This window comes from Plantactinospora sp. ZYX-F-223, from assembly GCF_039649625.1.
Taxonomy (GTDB): domain Bacteria; phylum Actinomycetota; class Actinomycetes; order Mycobacteriales; family Micromonosporaceae; genus Plantactinospora.
In genome coordinates, this window is record NZ_JBDJAV010000005.1 from 146,427 (window position 1) to 165,083 (window position 18,657).

An 18,657-nucleotide genomic window follows, 5' to 3' on the forward strand; every position below is an offset into this window, starting at 1 on the left:
TATCGACGAGACTCGATTTTAGGAGGTTAACGGAAGGATTCCGAAACTTCAATCGGCCCCACTCTAATTGTATTGACGCAGGTAAGGATATGGATAGCTTCTACTCGTCTCCCCGGGGTCGCTCGATGCGGGTCTAATACCTGGTCAATGGCATCTGGCCGAACGACGTCTTGTGGAGTCGGCCGAGAACCGGGCGACCGAAACTTTTCGAGACGGGTGCATCGCCGGCATCGTCCGCAGTGAGTGGTATTCGCCGATAGCGATGGATGGTGCCGGATCGTGTTGTTCTCACCCGGGTGGAGTGCGGCGGTTCTTGCGGACCGGCTGGCCGTGGCGACAGTGGCTCACCGCCGGCCGGGGGCGGGTCAGCGCCGGAGTTCGTGGGCGAGCGCCGCGTAGACGTACTCGCTGCCCCAGCGTCCCGCGTAGAAGTCGTTCTCGACCAGGTGCGCCTCGCGGCGCATCCCGAGGCGCTCGCAGACCCGGACCGACCCGGTGTTCTCGGTGTCGAGCCGGGCGAAGAGCCGGTGTACGCCCAGCCGCTCGAACGCCACCGCCGCCAGGCACCGGGCCGCCTCGGTGGCATAGCCCCGCCCCTCGTGTGCCGGATGTAGGATCCAGCCGATCTCGGCCTGCGCCGCACCCGGGTTGTCGAGGGTGAGGACCACCTCGCCGACGACGCCCGGCGCCCCGCGCCGGCACACCGCCAGGACGATCCGGTCACCCTTCCGTTCCCACCGGGTGGCGTCGGCGACCTGGGCGATGATCCGGGCGCATTGCTTCCGGTCCCGCGGCGGCCGGTAGAGGTAGCGCGCCACGCCCGGCAGCCCCTGGTAGGCGTACATCCCGTCGACGTCGTCCGGGGTGAACAACCGCAGTACGAGGCGGTCCGTGCGCAGCGGCAGCGGTTCGAGCGGCATGGGTACTCCGGACGGCGCGACGGCGGAGGTCCGACCATACGTCACCGTCCGTCCGGCTCGGCGGCATTTTCCGGGTCGGGGTCCCCGAGTCCCTCGCCGGCGACCTCCGCGAGCCGCCGCCGCAGGAACGCCCGTTCCGGCTCGGTGCCGACCAGCTCCAGCGCCCGACGGTACGCCGTCGCGGCCTCCCCGGTGCGACCCAGTCGACGCAGCAGGTCCGCCCGGGCGGCGGGCAGCAGGTGGTAGCCGGCCAGCCGACCGTCCGCGTCGAGCGCGTCGAGCAGCGGCAACCCGGCGGCCGGACCGTCCCGCAGCGCGACCGCCACCGCCCGGTTCAGTTCCACCAGCGGTGACGGCGCCACCCGGGCCAGTACGTCGTAGAGCGCGACCACCTGCGGCCAGTCCGTACTGGCCACGTCGGCGGCCTCGCCGTGCAGTGCGGCGATCGCGGCCTGCACCGCGTACGGGCCAGGGCGGCTGGTCAGCGCCCCGGGCACGAGTCGACGGCCCTCCGCGATCCGGTCGTGGTCCCAGAGCGTGCGGTCCTGCTCGTCGAGGAGGACCAGGTCGCCCTCGGCGCTGCACCGGGCGGCCCGGCGCGCGTCGACCAGGAGCAGCAGGGCGAGCAGCCCGGTGACCTCAGGCTCCCGGGGCAGCAGCCGGTGCAGGATCCGGGCCAGCCGGATCGCCTCGTCCGCCAGGTCGGCCCGGACGAGCTGGGGACCGCTGCTCGCCGCGTACCCCTCGGTGAAGATCAGGTAGATCACCCGGAGTACCCCGGGGAGCCGGCCCGGCAGCTCGGCGACGTCCGGTACCCGGAACGGGATCCGGGCGCCCCGGATCTTCTTCTTCGCCCGCCCGATCCGCTGGGCCATCGTCGTTACCGGCACCAGGAACGCCCGGGCCACCTCGGCGGTGCTGAGCCCGGCCAGGCAGCGCAGGGTCAACGCGATCTGCGCCTCGGCGGGTAGCGCGGGATGGCAGCAGGTGAAGAAGAGCCGCAGCCGATCGTCCGGCAGGTCGCCGTCGCCGTCCGGGGCGGGCGCGGCAGGCTCGACCCGGACGACCTCGGCCTGGAGTACGGCCAGCCGGGCCGCGTAGGCGCGGTCCCGGCGGAGCCGGTCGACGGCCTTGCGCCGGGCGGTGGTGAGCAGCCAGGCCGCCGGACGGGTCGGCACACCCTGTACCGGCCAGTGCAGCAGGGCCGCCTCGATCGCGTCCGAGGCGACCTCCTCGGCCAGGTCCAGGTCGCCGAAGTGCCGGACCAGGCTGGCGAGCAGCCGGCCGCGCTCCTCCCGGAACACCCGCTCCACGGTGTCGACGGTCGGCTGCTCACCACCGGACACGGCTACCCGCCCCCGGTCCTGCCTCGCCAGGGTCCCGGCCGGTCGCCGCCCCCGTTCACGGTTGCGCGAACTCCATGATCGGTCGGACCTCGATCTTGCCGCGCAACGCGCCGGGGCAGCGGGCGGCCCAGCCGATGGCGGCGTCCAGGTCCGGCAGGTCGACCAGGTAGTAGCCGCCGAGAATCTCCCGGGTCTCCGCGAACGGCCCGTCCGTGACGGTGTGCCCGCCGTCCCCGCCGACCTGCACCGTCGTGGCGGTCTCGGTGCCCTGCAACGCCTGGCTGTCGAGCAGGGCGCCCGCGTCGGCGAGCAGCTTGTCGTACGCCCAGTACGCGTCGATCTCGGCCTGGACGGCCTCCGGGTCGGTCGGGTCCCGGGTCGGGTCGCCGTAGATCAGGAACAGGTACTTCACGCCGATCTCCTCCGTCTTCGTTCCGCCGGCGCCCGGCTGCGAATGCCGCCGGCTTCCTCCGGATCGTCGCGCAGCGCACTGCTGCACAGCATGACGACGAACAGGCCAGGCCGGGAACGACAGCCGCGCCGGCTTTTCTCCGACCTGCTTCGGGGCGTACCCGGGCGGAGAATGGTGGGATGCGTATTGCGGTGACCGGCGGTGCCGGTACGGTCGGGCGGTCGGTGGTCGGCCACGCGCTGGCCGAGGGGCACACGGTGGTGGAGATCGACCGGCCGTCGACCCCGCACGCCGGCACCGACGCGCCGGCCGGGCTGGTACGCCGACCGGCAGACGTGACCGACTATCCGGCACTGCTCCGGGCGCTGGACGGCTGCGAGGCGCTGGTGCACCTGGCGGCGTATCCGAAGCCGTGGGACGAGCCCGACCACGTGGTGCACCACCTCAACGTCACCGCCAGCTACAACGCGCTGCGGGCCGCCGCCGAACTCGGGATCGCCCGGGTCTGCCTCGCCTCCAGCGTCAACGCCATCGGCGGCGGTTACAGCCGGAAGCCGCGCTTCGACTACTTCCCGCTGGACGAGCGGCACCCCAGCTACAACGAGGACCCGTACAGCCTGTCGAAGTGGCTCGGCGAGGCCCAGGCGGACAGCTTCGCCCGCCGGTACGAGGGGTTGAGCATCGCCAGCCTGCGGCTGCACGCGGTGCAGCCGGCCCGGCCGGCCGTCCGGCCCGAGTGGCGGCACTCGGCCCTCGCCGTCCGGGACCTGTGGGGGTACACCCTGGCCCGGCCGGCGGCCCGGGCCTGCCTGCTGGCGCTCAGCGCCGACTTCGCCGGCCACCAGGTCTGTTACGTGGTCGCCCCGGAGACCACCTCCGGCACCCCCAGCGAGGAGCTGCGCCGCGAGCACTACCCGGAGGTGCCGGTCCGCGGCGAGCTGCGGGGCAACCAGGGGTTCTTCGACTGTACGAAGGCGGAGCGGCTGCTCGGCTGGCGCCACGACGAGTAGCGCCTCGCCTGGACCTCCGGGCCACCCGGCGAGCCCTCTTCCGACAGCTCGGCTTTTCTTGACAAGAAGAGTTGTCGGTGGCAGGCTTGCCTCATGTTCGACATCGCAGTGATCGAGGATCCGGCGGCGGCCGAGGCGTCGCTCGACCCGATCCGGGCGCGGCTGCTGGCCGAGCTGGCCGAGCCGGCGTCCGCCACGATGCTCGCGGCCCGGGTCGGCCTGGCCCGGCAGAAGGTCAACTACCACCTCCGGGCACTCGAGCAGCACGGGCTGATCGAGCTGGTCGAGGAGCGCCGCAAGGGCAACGTCACCGAGCGGGTGATGCGGGCCACCGCGGCGTCTTACGTGATCTCCCCGATGGCGCTCTCCGCCGTGCGGCCGAACCCGGGCCAGTCCCCGGACCGGCTGTCGGCGCGGTGGCTGCTGGCGGTCGCCGCCCGGCTCGTTCAGGACGTGGGTGCGCTGATCACCGGCGCGGACCGGGCCGACAAGCGGGTCGCGACGTTCGCGATCGATGCCCAGGTGCGGTTCGCGTCGGCGGCCGACCGGGCCGCGTTCGCCGAGGAACTGGCCGGTGCGGTCAGCAGGCTGGTCGGCAGGTACCACGACGAGTCCGCGCCCGGCGGCCGTGACCACCGCGTGGTGGTCGCGCTGCACCCGCACGTCCCGCCGGACCAGGAGAGCACCGGCACGACCGGCTAGCCGAGGCCGCCGCACGGGCCCTCCGCACGGGCCGCCCGGCCGGCCCGTGCCAGCACGCCGCACGACCATTCCGCACGACCATTCCGCACGGCCGGCAGGACCGGCCGGTTCCGCACGTCAGCGAATTGGAGCGTTCTACCGTGGGACACGAATTCGAGCTGCGCAAGGACATCGAACTGGCCGCGACACCGGAGCAGGTCTGGGCGGCGATCGCCACCGGCCCCGGCATCGACTCCTGGTTCATGGGCCACACCGAGGTGGACCCCCGCGAGGGCGGGCGGAACACCTTCACCATGGCCGGGCATACCGAGGAGTCGACGGTGACCGCATGGGAGCCCGGTAAGCGGTTCGCGTCCGGCACCGAGCCCGGCCCGGACGGCACCTTCATGGCGATCGAATACCTGATCGAGGGGCGTGACCAGGGCAGCACCGTACTGCACCTGGTGCAGAGCGGCGTGCTCGGCGACAACTGGGAGAGCGAGTACGAGGCGATGCAGGCCGGCTGGGACATGTACCTGGGCACCCTGGCCGCGTACGTGCGGCACTTCCCGGGCCGGCACGGCAGCACGGTTGCCGCGTTCCGGCCCGGTGCCGGCGAGCCGGAGCAGGTCTGGGCGGCCGTGGCGGGGGCGTTCGGCATCTCCGGCCAGATCACCGAGGGCGCGCCGGCCCGGCTCACCCTCGACGGCCTGCCGCCGGTCGAGGGCGTCGTCGACCTCACCGGGCTGCCCACCTACTTCGGGGTACGCACCGACGACGCGCTCTACCGGTTCCTGCACTCCGGCACCGACCGGGGCAGCGTGCTGGTCCTCGGCCACCACCTCTTCGGCGCCGACGTGGACCAGGCCCGGGCCGAGCGGGCCTGGCAGGACTGGGTCGCCCAGCTTCCCATCGGCTGACCGGGTCGGCAGGGGTCCCCGCACCGGGGCCCCTGCCGCCACCCGCGGCCCCCGACACCGGGTCGGGGTCGTACACCGGGTGGAGTACGGATTTCGACTCCGATCGGCAGACGCCCGCCGGCACCCCGGATACCTAGCGTCGGGGTATGGCTGAACGACGTCTTCTCTGGGTCGGGCTGGTAGTGGCGCTGGTCGGGCTCACCTTCAATCTCGGCTGGTTCTTCGTCCCGCCGCACGTCTGGTTCGACGACCCCGGTCTGGTACCGATGCCCGAGGCGCTGCTCGGCTGGTGGGTGATCGGCATCGGGGTCGTACTCATGCTCTGGAGCCTGCGGCCCCGGAGCCGGCGGTGACCACCCGGCGCAAAGTGCTCGGCTGGCTCGGCGCCGGCACCGGTCTGATCGTCGCCCCGGCCGCCGGATTCGCCGGCTACCTCTGGGCGGAGTCCGGGCGGAGCAACGTCGGCACGCTGTCGTTCCGCAACCGGCTGCCGATCCCGCCGCTGCTGCCGCCCACCGTCGATGCCGACCGGCGCAAGCGGTTCCGCCTCACCCTCGCGCAGGGCCGCACCGAACTGCTCCCCGGGACCAGCACCACCACCTGGGGTGCGAACGGGCCGATCCTCGGGCCGACGCTGCGGGCCCGGCGCGGTGACCGGGTGGCGGTCGACGTGACCAACAAGCTGCCCGAGACCACCTCGGTGCACTGGCACGGCATGCACCTGCCGGCGGTGATGGACGGCGGCCCGCACCAGCCGATCGCGCCGGGCCGGACCTGGCAGCCGTACTGGACGGTCGAGCAGCGGGCGGCGACCCTCTGGTACCACCCGCACCTGCACCGGCGCACCGCGGCGCACGTCTATCGCGGGGTCGCCGGTCTGTTCCTGGTCGACGACGACGAGGCCGACGCGCTGCCGCTGCCCCGCCGGTACGGCGTGGACGACATCCCGCTGATCCTCCAGGACCGCAAGCTGCACGACGACGGCGCGCTCGACGAGTCCGGCCTGGAGTTCGGCGGGTTCTCCGTCACCGGCCTGCTCGGCGACCGGATCCTGGTCAACGGCGGCTACGACCCGTACCTGGAGGTCGGCGACGAGCTGGTCCGGTTCCGGCTGCTCAACGGCGCGAACGCCCGGATCTTCTCCATCGGGTTCGCCGACGACCGGGAGTTCTCGCTGGTCGCCACCGACCTGGGACTGCGGGACGCGCCGCTGCCGCTGAGCCGGCTGATGCTCTCGCCGGGCGAACGCGCCGAGATCGTCGTGCGGTTCCGGCCCGGCGAGCAGGTACTGCTGCGTGGCTTCCCGGCACCGATGGGCGGCAACCTGCTGATCCGGCGACTGGCCGGCGGCGCCGACACCTTCGACCTGGTGAAGATCGTCGCGGCGCCGGTGCTGCGGCCGTCGCCCGCGCTGCCGTCCCGGCTGGTCGCCGCGCCACAGGTGCCCGAGCCGACCAGGACCGAGCCGTACCGGATGGCGATGGGGGACTTCCGGTTCGACGAGCGGGTGATGGACCCGACCCGGATCGACCGGGTGGTCCGGGCCGGCTCGGTGGAGACCTGGGAGATCGGCAACACCGGCGGAAACCCGCACAACTTCCACCTGCACGGCGCGGCGTTCCACCTGCTCGACGTGGACGGTCGACCGCCGGCACCGCACCTGGCCGGCGAGAAGGACACCGTGTACGTGCCGCCGGGCGGCCGGGTCCGGCTCGCCGTACGGTTCCTGGCGCACTCGGACGTGCGGGCGCCGTACATGTTCCACTGCCACCTGCTCGCCCACGAGGACGCCGGCATGATGGGACAATTCATTGCCGTCTCGGCCCGGGACGAGCCCCGGGTGCCGGCCGACCTCGCCGGCACGCATCCGGGGCACGGGAAGTGAGGTCCGATGCGCCGGTCAGACGTGCTGCTCGCACTGGTCAGCGCGGTCGCCATCACGGTGGCGACCGAGGTGGCCGTCGAGCCGTCGAGCCGGGACTCCACGCTCGCCGCAGCCGCCCTCGGTGTCGTGACCGGCACCCTGCTGCTGTTCCGGCGCCGGCACCCGGTGCTGGTACTCGTGCTGTCGCTGGTCGCCATCATGGGCTACAACCTGACCGACTTTCCCAGCGTCTCGCCGATCTGGCCGCTACTGGTTCCGCTCTACACGGTCGCCCGGGCGGGGCAGCCGCTGATCGGGGCGGCGGTCGGTGCCTCGACCCTGCTGGTCTCCACCGGCTGGGTGCTGAACGCCGGTGTCGAACCGCTCCGGATGCTCGACGGGGCGCTCCGCGAGGCCGCGATGCTGGCCCTGGCCCTGGTGGCCGGCACCGCGTTCCGCACCGCCGAGCTGTACGCCCGGGAGGCCGAGGCCCGGCTCGCCGCCGAGCAGGCAGAGCGGGCCCGGGAGTCCGCCCGGCTGGTCCTCGCCGAACGGATCCGGATCGCCCGTGAACTGCACGACGTCACCGCGCACACCGTCGCGGTGGTCGGGATCCAGCTCAACCTGGCCCGGGAACTCGTCGGGCGGGACCCGGACGCGGCACGGGAGCTGCTGGACGGCGCCCGGCAGGTCAACGTGGACGCGATCGACGAGCTGCGCCGGGCGGTACGCCTGCTCCGCGAGCCCGGCGCCGCGACCGGGCCGGAGCTGCGCTCCCCGCCGGACGAGACGCAGCTCGGCACGCTGCTCGACCGGGCGGCCGAGGGCGGCCTGACGACGAGGTTCGACCGCCAGGGCGAGCCCCGGCCGCTGCCGCCCACCGTCGGGCTGACCCTGTACCGGATCGCCCAGGAGTCCGTCACCAACGTGCTGCGGCACGCGGACGCCCGGTCGATCACGCTGACCCTCCGGTACGCCCCGGACGGCGTCGGCCTCGACGTCCGCGACGACGGCACGGGGGGCGGTTCCGGGCCGGCGGCCGCCGGACACGGCTTGACCGGGATGCGGGAACGGGCGACCGGACTGGGTGGAACGCTGCACGCCGGCCCGCTGCCCGGCGGCGGGTACGCCGTCAGCGCCTGGCTGCCCCGGACGGTCGACGTCGCCGGCGGGACCGTGCCGGCCGATGTGGCGGATTCGGTCGACGTCGCCGGCGGGACCGTGCCGGCTGATGGGGTCGACCGGAGGCGGACGGTCGACGCCGACCGGGTCGCGGGGGCGGCCGGCGAGCCGGATGGGGGAGTCCGATGACCATCCGGGTGCTGCTCGCCGACGACCAGCCGCTCGTCCGGGCCGGGCTGCGCGGCCTGCTCGGGCTGGACGGCGACATCGAGGTGGTCGCGGAGGCGGCCGACGGCGCGGAGGCGTTGCGGCTGGTCCGGCAGACCCGGCCCGACGTCGCACTGCTGGACATCCGCATGCCGGGGCTGGACGGTCTGACGGCCACCGAGCGGATCACCACCGATCCGGTCACCGCCGGGGTACGGATCATCGTGCTCACCACGTACGAGATCGACGAGTACATCTTCGCGGCGTTGCTGGCCGGGGCGAGCGGCTTCCTGGCCAAGACCGTCAGCCGTGAGGAGCTGTGTCACGCGGTCCGGGTCGTCGCGGCCGGCGACGCGCTGCTCAGCCCGAGCGTGACCCGGCGGGTGATCGAGGAGTTCGGCCGGCGACCCGGGCCGGCGCAGGGCTCGGTGGAGCGGCTCGCCGGGTTGACCACCCGGGAACGCGAGGTGCTGGCGCTGGTGGCGGGCGGGCTGAGCAACGCCGAGATCGGCCGGGCACTGCGGATGAGCCCGCTGACCGCGAAGACCCACGTCAGCCGGATCATTACCAAACTGGGTGTCCGGGACCGCGCCCAGCTGGTGATGCTGGCGTACGAGACGGGGTTGGTCACCCCCGGCGGGTCCGCCTGCTGAGTCCCGTCACCGGGTCGGGCGAGTGCCGCCCGGGTGGTTGGTCACCGGCGTTCGTCGGCGTCGGGGCCCGGGTCGGTGTCGGGCCCGGTCGACGGGGTGCTCCAGAGCCGGTCCGCGGTGCCCTGCCGGACGGCTTCCTCGTAGGCGGTGACCTTGCTGCTGATCAGGTCGAGGCAGTCGTGGAGTTCGGCGATCCGGTCCAGCACCCGCTGCCGGTGCGCCCGGAGTAGTTCGAGGCGTTCGGCCTCGTTGCCCGGGCCCTCGCCGACCAGTTCGGCGAGTCGGCGGATCGTGGCCAGCGGCATTCCGGAGGCCCGGAACTTCGTGCAGTTGTCGAGCCACTGCACGTCCCACTCGCCGTAGACGCGACGGCCCCCGCTGCTGCGGCGCAGCCGGCCGGTCAGCAGTCCTTCCCGTTCGTACAGCCGGAGGGTGTGCACGCTCAGGCCGGTGCGTTCAGCCACCTGCCCGATGCTGAATTCCGCTGGGGTGTCGAGCATGGCCGGAGCATACGTGCGTTGACCTAGAGCGCGGTCTAGCATCTAGCTTCGCCCGCATGGCAGTGACAGCAGACAATTCGGGTACCGGGTCCGACGCGCGCGGGACAACCGGCTTCGAGACCGGGGAGCCGGGCATGGTCGGCGCGTGGAGTACCGCCGACGAGGTGTTGCGGGGGATCGACCTCTCCGGCCGGCTCGCGATCGTCACCGGCGGATACTCCGGACTCGGCCGGGAGGCGACGGCGGCGCTCGCCCGGGCCGGCGCCCGGGTGGTCGTACCCGCACGGCGACCGGCGGTGGCCCGCACGGCGTTGACCGGGATCGACGGGGTCGAGGTGGACGAGCTCGACCTGGCCGATCTGGCCAGCGTACGGGCCTTCGCGGACCGGTTCCTGGCCTCGGGCAGGGGCATCGACATCATGATGAACAACGCCGGCATCATGGCCTGCCCGCAGACCCGGGTCGGCCCGGGCTGGGAGGCGCAGTTCGGCGTCAACCACCTCGGGCACTACGCGCTGGTCAACCTCTTGTGGCCGGCGATCAGGCGGGGCGGGGGAGCCCGGGTCGTGGTGCTCACCTCCCGCGCCCAGCACGGGTCGGCGATCCGCTGGTCCGATCCGCACTTCTCGCGCGGGTACGACAAGTGGCAGGCGTACGCCCAGGCGAAGCGGGCGAACGTGCTGTTCGCCGAGCGGCTCGACGTACTCGGCCGGGAGGTGGGGGTGCGGGCGTTCTCGGTGCACCCCGGTTACATCCTCACCCCGCTCCAGCGGCACCTCAGCCGGGACGAGATGGTCGCCGCCGGGTGGGTGGACGCGGACGGCAACCTGGTGAACGCCGAGTTCAAGACCCCGCAGCAGGGAGCGGCGACCCAGGTCTGGGCGGCCGCCTCGCCCCGGCTCGCCGGGCTGGGCGGCCGGTACTGCGAGGACTGCGCCGTCGTCGACCACCGGACGGACCCGGACGGGGCGGCGCGGCTGTGGGCGCTGTCGGCCGAGCTGACCGGGATCGACGCGTTCGCCGAGCCCGCCTGACCCGGACCCCTACCGGCCGCCGGCCGGGTGCCCCCGGTGCGCTGTTCGACCGACCTGCTCGACCCGGGGCCCGCACCGGTGTTGACCGACCATGCCGACTTCGACGCCACGGTGGCGTACAACCGGCGGCTGTGGGCGGACTGCCGGGCGCGGACCGGGCCGGTCTTCGCGCACGCCGACACGCTCAGCACGGTGCGAGACCTGGACGCCATCCGGGCAGGTCTCGGCGAGGCGAAGCTGACGTATCACGGCAGTTCGTACGGGACCCTGCTCGGCGAGCAGTACGCCGAACTGTTCCCGCACCGGAGCCGGGCGATGGTGCTGGAGAGCGTCGTGGACCACAGCATCGACACCCGGGACTTCCTGAACACGCAGACCGCCGGCGCGCAGGACTCGTTCGACGGGTTCGTGGCGTGGTGTGGCCGTACCGAGAGCTGTGCGCCGCACGGGCGGGACGTCCGCGCCGTCTGGGCCGATCTGCTCGACCGGGCCGGGCGCGGGGAGGTACCCGCCCCGGAGAACCCGTCGGCGACACTGACTCTGTCAGGACTGGCGCCTGCCGATCCGGGACTACCGGGAGTACGCCGCCCGGCTCCGTGAGATGGCCCGGATCGGGACCGACCTGCCGTACCCGCAGACGCCGGCGGTGGTGGAGTCCTGCCTCGGCACACCCCGAGTCGACAACCCGCAGCACCGGTTGAGGGTCCGCACCGACCGGTCGCTACTGCTGCTCAACTCGGTGCGTGATCCCGCCCGGGCTACAACTGGGCCACCAACGTCGCCCGGCAGCTCGGCCGGCACGGTGTGCTGCTCAGCTACGAGGGAGCCGGACACGGCGTCTACAACGCCAGCCCGTGTACGCGGGACACCATAGACCGCTACCTGACCTCGTTGGTCGTACCGGCCCGCGGCGCCAGTTGCCCGGCCGTCGAACCGTCCCCGGCTTCCACCGCCGAGTAGTCCTCCACCCCGATGGGGAGCTTTCCCGTCCTGCCCCGGGAAGTTCCCCATCGACGCTCCGCCCGGACCACAGCGGGCCGCGACGGGAGGGGCGGGACGCGTTCGGTGTGGTAGGTCGCGGTCTCCAGCGTGCCAGGAGCCGGTCTGCCTGGTGCGACGATCAGGCGGCTATCTGCTGGACATCGACGCGAACCAGGGTCGGTCCTCCTGCTCGCGGGCCCTCCGTAGGCCCGCCAGCGCGGCCAGTCGGCGCCTTTCCGGGCCGAATCGGAGCGACCACCGCCCGCACGAGGAGGGCGCCAAGGGTATCGCGTGGGACGGGAGGCGGGTTGCCCGGCGAGGTACCGCCAGCCCGCCTAGCTTCCCGAGCTGCCGGTCCGGCGAGCATCGTTGATGGCCGGTTCGAGCGCCTGCCTGGCCGCACCGCCTCGCTGCCCCACCATCACGAGGATCTCCTTGATGGAGCCCAGCATGGACAGCAGCGGGCCAGGATCGCCGCCCTGCAAGACCCTGGCGACCAGAGACCTGGTCTCGTCCACCTTGTTGACGGACGAACCGACTCTCTCACCTGCGGCGCCCACCGTGTCCTCCACGCGGCTCAGTGCGTCGATCACCTCCGCTGGGGACGCCTCCTTCGGTACCGCCCCCACCAAGGCGAGAGCCTTGCTGACTGTGTCATCGACACTGCTCAGGGCGTTCCGCAGTTCTCTGATCGCCTCCTGCACCCTCGACACACCGACAGCTACTCCGCTGAATCCTGCGGCCGCCGCCCGCGCCGCCACCTGCCCGGCCTCCTGATCGGCTGCGGCAGCGGCCGAGTGGGCCCTGTCGAGACCGGCCCGCATGGCCCGCAGTTCGCTGCTGATGGCGTCGGTCCGCGACATGCCTGCCGAACCCTTCGTCGAGACCGCGTGGGTGATTTCCACGCAGGGCTGGGTTGGGTCGAGTCATGGCGTGCTGCCAGGCTGGCAGACGCCGCTGACAGCGTACGAGCCTTGGGCTTCCCCGAAACTCCGGGCCCTCGGCCCTGATCGATCGAACTGGGTCAGGATCATGACTGAGGGCCTCCGGGGGCATTACGAGAACCCAGTTCGTCGATAATCGTCTATTTATAGCGCGGGACGATCATGCTTGGTGATGCCGGTCGGCCGACGGACCCTGTTGCGTGCGATCCGCTGGCGGTGCTGCCAGCGCCGGCCACCCCCGTGGCTCCCTGCGGTACGCTGGCAGCCGCCGCCAGCTAGCCTGGATCATGACGCCCTCGTAGCTCAGGGGATAGAGCAACGGTTTCCTAAACCGTGTGTCGCAGGTTCGAATCCTGCCGGGGGCACCTCGAAGATCAGCAAAACGCCCTCCGATCAGCGGAAACACTTCCGAGTCGATGTGATCTCGTAGGCAGCCGTAGGTCACCCCGAGCCGCCGTTTGTCGCCAGTCGTGCAAAATACGTGCAATGATCTTGAGTTTCTTTCGAGGCGTGTTCGCGCAGGTCAGAGGCCACAAAAGCGGAGAGGCCGCAGCACTCGCCACGGCCCCTCGCACCCCACACGTGATCATCACGCGGACAACGCCGCCTCGATACGTTCGTTCATCCGACTCCGGTCGCCGTCGAGGCACTTCGCGTACACCTTGAGCAGCACGTCGACGGAATGACCGGCCCGATCCGCGACCTCCGGGGCAGGTAGCCCGGCGTTTAGCCACAGCGAGACGCCCGCCGCCGGCCGCGACTTCTCCACCGTCAGCAGGTCCAAACCCGAGTCGGGCAGGTGACAGTCCCGCTCCCGCAGGCCCACGCCTCACTCGGCCGCAGCGCGGCGAAGTAGAGGCACGCGTAGAACGCCGGAAGCCGCTCACCCCGCCGACCTTCCTTGCCCGCGCCGGCCGGTGCACGTTTCTGGTTAGAGCACTAGTAGTGCTTTGTCATGATCTGATTGGGTAGCGGGGTTTCCGTGTGGGGAACCGTGTTTTGCAGGTGGGGCAGGCGCCGGCCAGGCGGACGAGTAGGTGTTGCAGGTGTTGTTGTGCCGGAGTACGGCGTAGAGGCTCAGGCCGGCGCTGTCGCTTTTGGGTTGAGGCGGTGCAGGGTGAGGAAGGCGTGGGCGGCGGAGACGAGGGTGACGTGATGGTGCCAGCCTTGCCAGGTGCGGCCTTCGTAGTGGTCCAGGCCGAGGCCGGTCTTCAATTCGCGGTAGTCGTGTTCGATCCGCCAGCGTAGTTTCGCCCATCGGACGAGGGTGCGTCGTGGTGTGGTGGTGGGCAGATTCGACAGCCAGTACTTGATCGGCTCGGCCTGCTCGGGCGGCCATTCGGCGATCAGCCACGCCTCGGGAAGGTCCTGATCGCGGTGTGCGGCCAGGAGTGTCCGTCCGGCTGGGCGGACCCGGAAGAACACGAAGCGGGACCGCATCTTCACTGGTGCTCCGGCCCGGACGCGGGAGCCGGTCCGCCAGGCGACGGTCCGCGCCTGTCCCGGTCCGGCGGCCAGCACAAGCTCCTTCACCGAACTGGCGGGTTCCCGGTACCGGGGTCGGGGATACAGTCCGACGCCCTGGTACGGCGGGGTCGTCCGCACGGTCTCGCTCGGGTACACGCCGACGCGCATCGACACCTGCACCACGTAGGACAGGCCACGCGCGGCCAGGCCATGGCGAAACTCCGCCGCGTCGCCGTAGCCGGCGTCGGCCACGATCAGCGGCGCCCGCAAACCCCAGCCGGTCATCTCATCAATCATGTCGAGGGCCAGCCGCCACTTCTCCCGATGCCGTACCTCGTCGGGGATCCCGGCCCGCCGACGCCGCTCTGTCACCTCCAGGCCGGCTTCGACAGTGTCGGGATCCCAGCACGCGGGCAGGAACAACCGCCAGTCGGCCGGACACGACGCAACATCGGTGACGAGGTTGACGCTTACTCCGGTCTGGCAGTTCGTCACCTTCCCCGCCGTGCCGGTGTACTGCCGGGCGACTCCCGGCGAGGCCGACCCACACTTGAGCCAGCCGGTGTCGTCCACCGCCCATGCTGTCGGGCTGATCGCGGTGTCCATCCGCTGCGCCAGACGCCGACGCACCGGCGTCACGTCCCATGGACTGTTCGTGACGAAGTGATTGAGCGCTTGGTCGTGCACACCCGGCAGCCGGCCGGCCATCGGCTGGATCGACTTACGCCGTCCGTCGATCATCAGCCCTTGCAGATACGACACCGCCCGGTCCCGCCACCCGGCCCGGGTTAACGACCCGAACACGTCCTCGGCGAAGTCCGCCAGGTCGTCACGCAACCGCTGCACATCGAGGGGGTCCACACCCCACAGACGAGCCAATCATCAAACAGTAACGGCCGGTCACCCGAAAAGGTGACAAAGTACTACTAGAAAGGGGCGTCATCGTAGGTGCCCTGCCGCGGCTCGTAGGCCGGCATCGCGGGCTCCGTCGAACGAAGGTCGTGCTCACCCCAATAACGCAGGTTGAGCATCGCGGTTTCGGTGTGACGCCAGTACGGGTCGGCGGCGATAGCGGCTCCGACGCGGGCGGACAGGGCGGCGCGGTGCGGGGTGAGTTCGGGTGCGTAGGCCAGGTTCACGGCGGCGATGAGGGCGGCGTCGCGCACGTTCTCGTCGGGATCGTCGAGGTAGGCGGTGACCACGGCGTAGAGTCGCGGCCGCATCGGGCGGAGCGGGCCGCCGATGTTCTCGCCGCCGGCGTCATCGCCGAACCATTCCCGCCACTGGAGACCCATCGCGTATCCGAGCCGGGACAGCCAGAGCAGCAGTGCGGCCCGCAGCGGTCCGTCACCATATTCGCGCGTGGGGCCGGGCTGGGCCCGGACCCGCGGGTCGGCCAGCGCCACGGCGACGAACCGGGCCGCCGCGGGTGTCGCCTCGTAGATGGTGCCCTGGTGAAACAACTCCTCCCACAGGTGGGAGAGAGCCCGCCGCGCGTCGTCACGGTCACCGGTCAACAACCCCGCCAGGAGTCGCGGCGTCTCCGGCCAGGCTGGCCCGTGGCTGTGTGCCAGTGCCCGCCAGTTGATCTGTTCGAGAACGGCTTCCGGACGCATCAGGGGAGCCTAGTGCCCTGACCAACACCAACGCTCAACAGCCGCTCACAGTCGAGCTCCGGCCCCGGGGAACCCATCGGAGCGATCGGCGCACGTAGCCCTTGGATTGCTGTCCGAGGGCTACGTGCTGCATAGCCCGCTGGTTGGCTCCACCGTGGAGCCGGATGTGGAGCGAACTGCCGTCAACTGGTGAAGTCTGCAGAGCGTGGCGACACGGCAAGTGCAACCAAAGAGGCTGGTAGAAGCCATGGTTGGTCGGATTATGGCCCTTCCTAACCGTATGTCGCAGGTTCGAATCCTGCCGGGGGCACCAGCACGAGGCCCTTACCAGTTATCAGGTAACCGACGACGAGCGAGCAGCCGTCAACAACCAGATCATCGCCGCCGGGCCGACCATCGCTGTGACGAAGTGATCTTCCCCCGATAGGGACGACAGCAAGTATCGGTCGACATCGCACCCGGCACAGTCAGTTCCGGCCGTCCGGACAGCGCGTAAGCGCTGGTCAAAGCCCTGCTACCGGGACGCGCGGCCGACCGGGCACACGGAGCAGGTCGACCTGCACGGGGTCGCGGCAGGTCAGGTTCCTCGTTCGATCACGTGACAGGCGGTGCCGATGATCTCGACCAGCCCGGCACGTACCGCCGCGAACTGTTGATCCGGCAGCTCAAGCCGAAGCTGGTGCAATCGAGGGAAACCCAGCCTCGCCGCAGACCGTGCGTCGTACTCCAGATACAGATCGCGGCGGGTGAGCCGCCACGAATTCACCGCCTCGTACCCGACCATCCCGTCCCGGTTGACCACCTCGTGGGCGTCGAAGTCGTACCAGAACAGGAACTCGACCACCTGGTCCGGCCCGTTGCGCAAGCAGAGTGTCAGGACGTCGTCGACCTCGCTACAGATGGCTTCGGTCACGCGCTCCCGGTACCGCATGCGGTTGACCGTAACGGGTCCGGCCTGCCGGATTCGCCGACCAGCGGCGGCTGGTGCGGCCAGCCGCAACACGGAGGATCACCCGCGATCGGATCTGGTCGGCGCTGATGTCGGTTTCAGTGGCGAGACCGACTGCTACCCGGTGCCGACGCGCCGCTGGACGAGGGCGGCGTGCAGCCGGTCGTAGGTTGGGGCCAGCTCGCGGAGCGCGGCTGCTGCCGCCGGGAAGTCGCGGATCACCATCGGATGCTGCATCGAGCCCACCAGCCGGGCCTGGGTCGCGGCGATCTCCGCCGCCTCGGGATGTCCGGCCAGCAGCAGGCAGTCGGCGGTGTCACTGAGCCGTCGCGCGCCGACGCGGATCGCGAAATAGACCAGGTGCTCCCGCAGCCCGTCGCCGGCACCCGCCTCGATCATCTGGGCGACCCGTTCCGCCGCCTCGCCGTTGCCGAGGCTGCCGGGTGGCATCTCCACGTCGGTCTGCATGGCGAGCCGCTTCACCGCGGTCGGCACGATCGACCGGATCGCGTCCGCGTCGGTGACGTCCGCGACCTTCTGGAAATCGGTACGCATGGTGTACGGGTCGCCGTAGTCCACCGTCTCCGCCCGCCAGGCGGCGAGGAAGTCGTCGACCGGTACCTGGGCGTAGGGGTAACCGTGCGGGTCGTGCACGAGTACCCGCTCGTCGGCCACGTCAAGGACGACGACGAAGTGGTCGACACCGATCGGTCCGGTCATCTCGGGATGGTGGTGCAGGTGACCCATCTCCAGCGGGCCGACCCAGACCGGGCCTTTCGCGGCCGCGTCGGCGAGGCGGGCGAGCGCCGACGCCGCGTCGCCGCCCCTGCTGACCGTCGAGGTCCAGCCGATCGCCTCCAGCGCCTGGTCGAAGCCCAGTTCGGGCTTCCAGCCGTACGCGTCGAAGAACACCGTCGTACCGCCGATGAGTTGCATGCCGAACGGGCCACCGGTGGCGACCTCGATGACGGCGGTCGACGGGGCCCGCTCGCCGAGCAGCATCGCGAACGAGTTGGCGTAGCAGTACGGGCCGCTGCCGACATAGGGGGTATGGCGCACGGATCGAGCCTTTCAGCTGGGGGAAACCGGGTATGCGACGTCGAAGAGCGCGTCCGTGCCCGGATAGATCTCGTACGGGTGGCCGACACAGGTGACGCCCGCCCGCGCATCGGTGTACGCCTCCACCGCGTCGTACACCCGCAGGACCAGTGGAAAGTCCTCGAATCCCGCTGGCACCGGCAGGTACGCCTCGGTGTGCGCGGGCACCAGGCGGATGTACAGGTCGTCGACCGGTTCGATGCTTCCGTCGTACTGGACCGCCACCTCGACGAGCCCTTCGCTGTCCGGGGTGACGAGGTCCTGGAAGGAGACCAGGGTCGCGCCGCCGTCGCCCGATCCCGATGCCCGCAGGTGCGCGCGGATGTCGTGCTCGGCCGTCCGGATCAGATCGTCCAGCGCGGTGGTGTCGACGTGGCGGCTCCGGCAGAGGACCTTCGTCGCTGGTACGTCCCGCAGCGCGACGGCGTCGACGAGTGCGTCGTCCTCGCCGTACCACTGCATCGCCTCCACCGCCGCCGCCCGTTCGTCGAGCAGCGTGCGTTGGGTGCGCAGCCATCCGCGCAGCTCGACCGCCCGAGCCTCCGGGGTGAGGTCGGCGAGCTGGCCGATCCGGGCCAGTGGCAGCCCGAGCCGGCGCAGCCGGGCGATCAGCCGGGCCCGAGGCAACTGGTCGGGGCTGTAGTAGCGGTAGCCGGTGGCCGGGTCGACGCTCGCCGGCCGGAGCAGGCCCTGTTCGGCGTAGAGGCGCAGGGCCTTCGGCGACAACCGCCCGGCCGCGCCGAACTCGCCGGCCCGCAGGTACTTCCGTTGCACGCCCTGAAGTCTGTGCCGCGTCCCTGGGGCGAGGTCAAGCCGTGGCCCGGACCGCCGGGCCGTTTGGTCGACGGCGCCCGTATACCGTTGCCGTGCAGCGGCGGACGACCTGACGGGTGGCCCGGGGCGGGGACCTCGGGGCAGACCGGTCCGGGCCTG

At 71.3% G+C, this 18,657-nt stretch carries 20 protein-coding genes, 1 tRNA gene and 1 pseudogene; 11 read left to right on the top strand and 11 right to left on the bottom strand.

Going from position 1 to position 18,657, the window contains the following annotated elements:
* Positions 1–365: 365 nt before the first annotated feature.
* From AAH979_RS07100 to AAH979_RS07110, 3 genes are read right to left on the bottom strand one after another with little or no spacing between them, the layout of a single operon-like run.
* Complete coding sequence (locus AAH979_RS07100; RefSeq protein ID WP_346257219.1) at positions 366–920, bottom strand: GNAT family N-acetyltransferase; 555 nt, start codon at positions 918–920, stop codon at positions 366–368.
* 41 nt (positions 921–961) lie between these two features.
* On the bottom strand, positions 962–2,266 hold the full coding sequence (locus AAH979_RS07105) for an RNA polymerase sigma factor (protein ID WP_346257220.1): 1,305 nt from the start codon (positions 2,264–2,266) through the stop codon (positions 962–964).
* Between the two features lie 55 nt (positions 2,267–2,321).
* Entirely contained in the window at positions 2,322–2,678 is a 357-nt protein-coding gene (locus tag AAH979_RS07110) for a YciI family protein (RefSeq protein ID WP_346257221.1), read from the bottom strand.
* 179 nt (positions 2,679–2,857) lie between these two features.
* Here AAH979_RS07110 and AAH979_RS07115 point away from each other — a divergent pair, with 179 nt between their 5' ends.
* The 7 genes from AAH979_RS07115 (at position 2,858) to AAH979_RS07145 (ending at position 9,135) form a co-directional block, all read left to right on the top strand.
* On the top strand, positions 2,858–3,688 hold the full coding sequence (locus AAH979_RS07115) for an NAD(P)-dependent oxidoreductase (RefSeq protein WP_346257222.1): 831 nt from the start codon (positions 2,858–2,860) through the stop codon (positions 3,686–3,688).
* A 93-nt stretch (positions 3,689–3,781) separates the two neighbouring features.
* Positions 3,782–4,390, top strand: coding sequence for a helix-turn-helix domain-containing protein (locus AAH979_RS07120; protein WP_346257223.1), 609 nt, complete (start codon positions 3,782–3,784; stop codon positions 4,388–4,390).
* Positions 4,391–4,530: 140 nt separating this feature from the next.
* The gene (locus AAH979_RS07125) at positions 4,531–5,289 is read left to right on the top strand and encodes an SRPBCC domain-containing protein (RefSeq protein WP_346257224.1); all 759 of its coding nucleotides are present in this window, start codon (positions 4,531–4,533) and stop codon (positions 5,287–5,289) included.
* Positions 5,290–5,435: 146 nt separating this feature from the next.
* Positions 5,436–5,642, top strand: a complete 207-nt coding sequence (locus AAH979_RS07130) for a hypothetical protein (RefSeq protein ID WP_346257225.1) — start codon at positions 5,436–5,438, stop codon at positions 5,640–5,642.
* On the top strand, positions 5,639–7,174 hold the full coding sequence (locus AAH979_RS07135) for a multicopper oxidase domain-containing protein (protein ID WP_346257226.1): 1,536 nt from the start codon (positions 5,639–5,641) through the stop codon (positions 7,172–7,174). The genes AAH979_RS07130 and AAH979_RS07135 overlap by 4 nt, the downstream gene beginning before the upstream one ends.
* A 6-nt stretch (positions 7,175–7,180) precedes the next feature.
* Positions 7,181–8,464, top strand: a complete 1,284-nt coding sequence (locus AAH979_RS07140; protein ID WP_346257227.1) for a histidine kinase — start codon at positions 7,181–7,183, stop codon at positions 8,462–8,464.
* Entirely contained in the window at positions 8,461–9,135 is a 675-nt protein-coding gene (locus AAH979_RS07145) for a response regulator transcription factor (protein ID WP_346257228.1), read from the top strand. The genes AAH979_RS07140 and AAH979_RS07145 overlap by 4 nt, the downstream gene beginning before the upstream one ends.
* 41 nt (positions 9,136–9,176) lie before the next feature.
* On the opposite strand, the gene AAH979_RS07150 is transcribed toward AAH979_RS07145, so the two are convergent.
* Positions 9,177–9,635 (bottom strand): MerR family transcriptional regulator, encoded by a 459-nt coding sequence (locus AAH979_RS07150; RefSeq protein WP_346257229.1) that lies wholly within the window; start codon positions 9,633–9,635, stop codon positions 9,177–9,179.
* Positions 9,636–9,691: 56 nt separating this feature from the next.
* Between AAH979_RS07150 and AAH979_RS07155 the strand changes: the two genes are divergently transcribed.
* The 3 genes from AAH979_RS07155 to AAH979_RS07165 all read left to right on the top strand — a co-directional run bounded on the left by AAH979_RS07155 (position 9,692) and on the right by AAH979_RS07165 (position 11,629).
* Positions 9,692–10,669, top strand: a complete 978-nt coding sequence (locus AAH979_RS07155; RefSeq protein ID WP_346257230.1) for an oxidoreductase — start codon at positions 9,692–9,694, stop codon at positions 10,667–10,669.
* A gap of 36 nt (positions 10,670–10,705) precedes the next feature.
* Entirely contained in the window at positions 10,706–11,269 is a 564-nt protein-coding gene (locus AAH979_RS07160) for an alpha/beta fold hydrolase (RefSeq protein WP_346257231.1), read from the top strand.
* Between the two features lie 204 nt (positions 11,270–11,473).
* The gene (locus AAH979_RS07165) at positions 11,474–11,629 is read left to right on the top strand and encodes an alpha/beta hydrolase (protein WP_346257232.1); all 156 of its coding nucleotides are present in this window, start codon (positions 11,474–11,476) and stop codon (positions 11,627–11,629) included.
* Between the two features lie 356 nt (positions 11,630–11,985).
* On the opposite strand, the gene AAH979_RS07170 is transcribed toward AAH979_RS07165, so the two are convergent.
* Complete coding sequence (locus tag AAH979_RS07170; RefSeq protein ID WP_346257233.1) at positions 11,986–12,555, bottom strand: DUF6244 family protein; 570 nt, start codon at positions 12,553–12,555, stop codon at positions 11,986–11,988.
* 331 nt (positions 12,556–12,886) lie between these two features.
* Here AAH979_RS07170 and AAH979_RS07175 point away from each other — a divergent pair.
* A tRNA-Arg gene (locus AAH979_RS07175) sits at positions 12,887–12,959 on the top strand.
* A 224-nt stretch (positions 12,960–13,183) separates the two neighbouring features.
* On the opposite strand, the pseudogene AAH979_RS07180 reads toward AAH979_RS07175, so the two are convergent.
* The 6 genes and pseudogenes from AAH979_RS07180 to AAH979_RS07205 all read right to left on the bottom strand — a co-directional run.
* A pseudogene (locus AAH979_RS07180) lies at positions 13,184–13,351 on the bottom strand (site-specific integrase); the annotation flags it as partial.
* A gap of 320 nt (positions 13,352–13,671) precedes the next feature.
* Positions 13,672–14,922 carry an IS701 family transposase gene (locus AAH979_RS07185; RefSeq protein ID WP_346257234.1) on the bottom strand — a complete coding sequence of 417 codons (1,251 nt, stop codon included), beginning with the start codon at positions 14,920–14,922 and terminating at the stop codon, positions 13,672–13,674.
* A 65-nt stretch (positions 14,923–14,987) separates the two neighbouring features.
* Positions 14,988–15,677, bottom strand: a complete 690-nt coding sequence (locus AAH979_RS07190) for a hypothetical protein (protein WP_346257235.1) — start codon at positions 15,675–15,677, stop codon at positions 14,988–14,990.
* A gap of 577 nt (positions 15,678–16,254) precedes the next feature.
* Complete coding sequence (locus AAH979_RS07195; RefSeq protein ID WP_346257236.1) at positions 16,255–16,608, bottom strand: hypothetical protein; 354 nt, start codon at positions 16,606–16,608, stop codon at positions 16,255–16,257.
* Between the two features lie 135 nt (positions 16,609–16,743).
* Positions 16,744–17,685: a hypothetical protein gene (locus AAH979_RS07200; RefSeq protein ID WP_346257237.1), complete on the bottom strand. Its 942-nt coding sequence runs from the start codon at positions 17,683–17,685 to the stop codon at positions 16,744–16,746.
* A 12-nt stretch (positions 17,686–17,697) separates the two neighbouring features.
* Positions 17,698–18,483 (bottom strand): MerR family transcriptional regulator, encoded by a 786-nt coding sequence (locus AAH979_RS07205; protein ID WP_346257335.1) that lies wholly within the window; start codon positions 18,481–18,483, stop codon positions 17,698–17,700.
* Positions 18,484–18,657 lie beyond the last annotated feature (174 nt).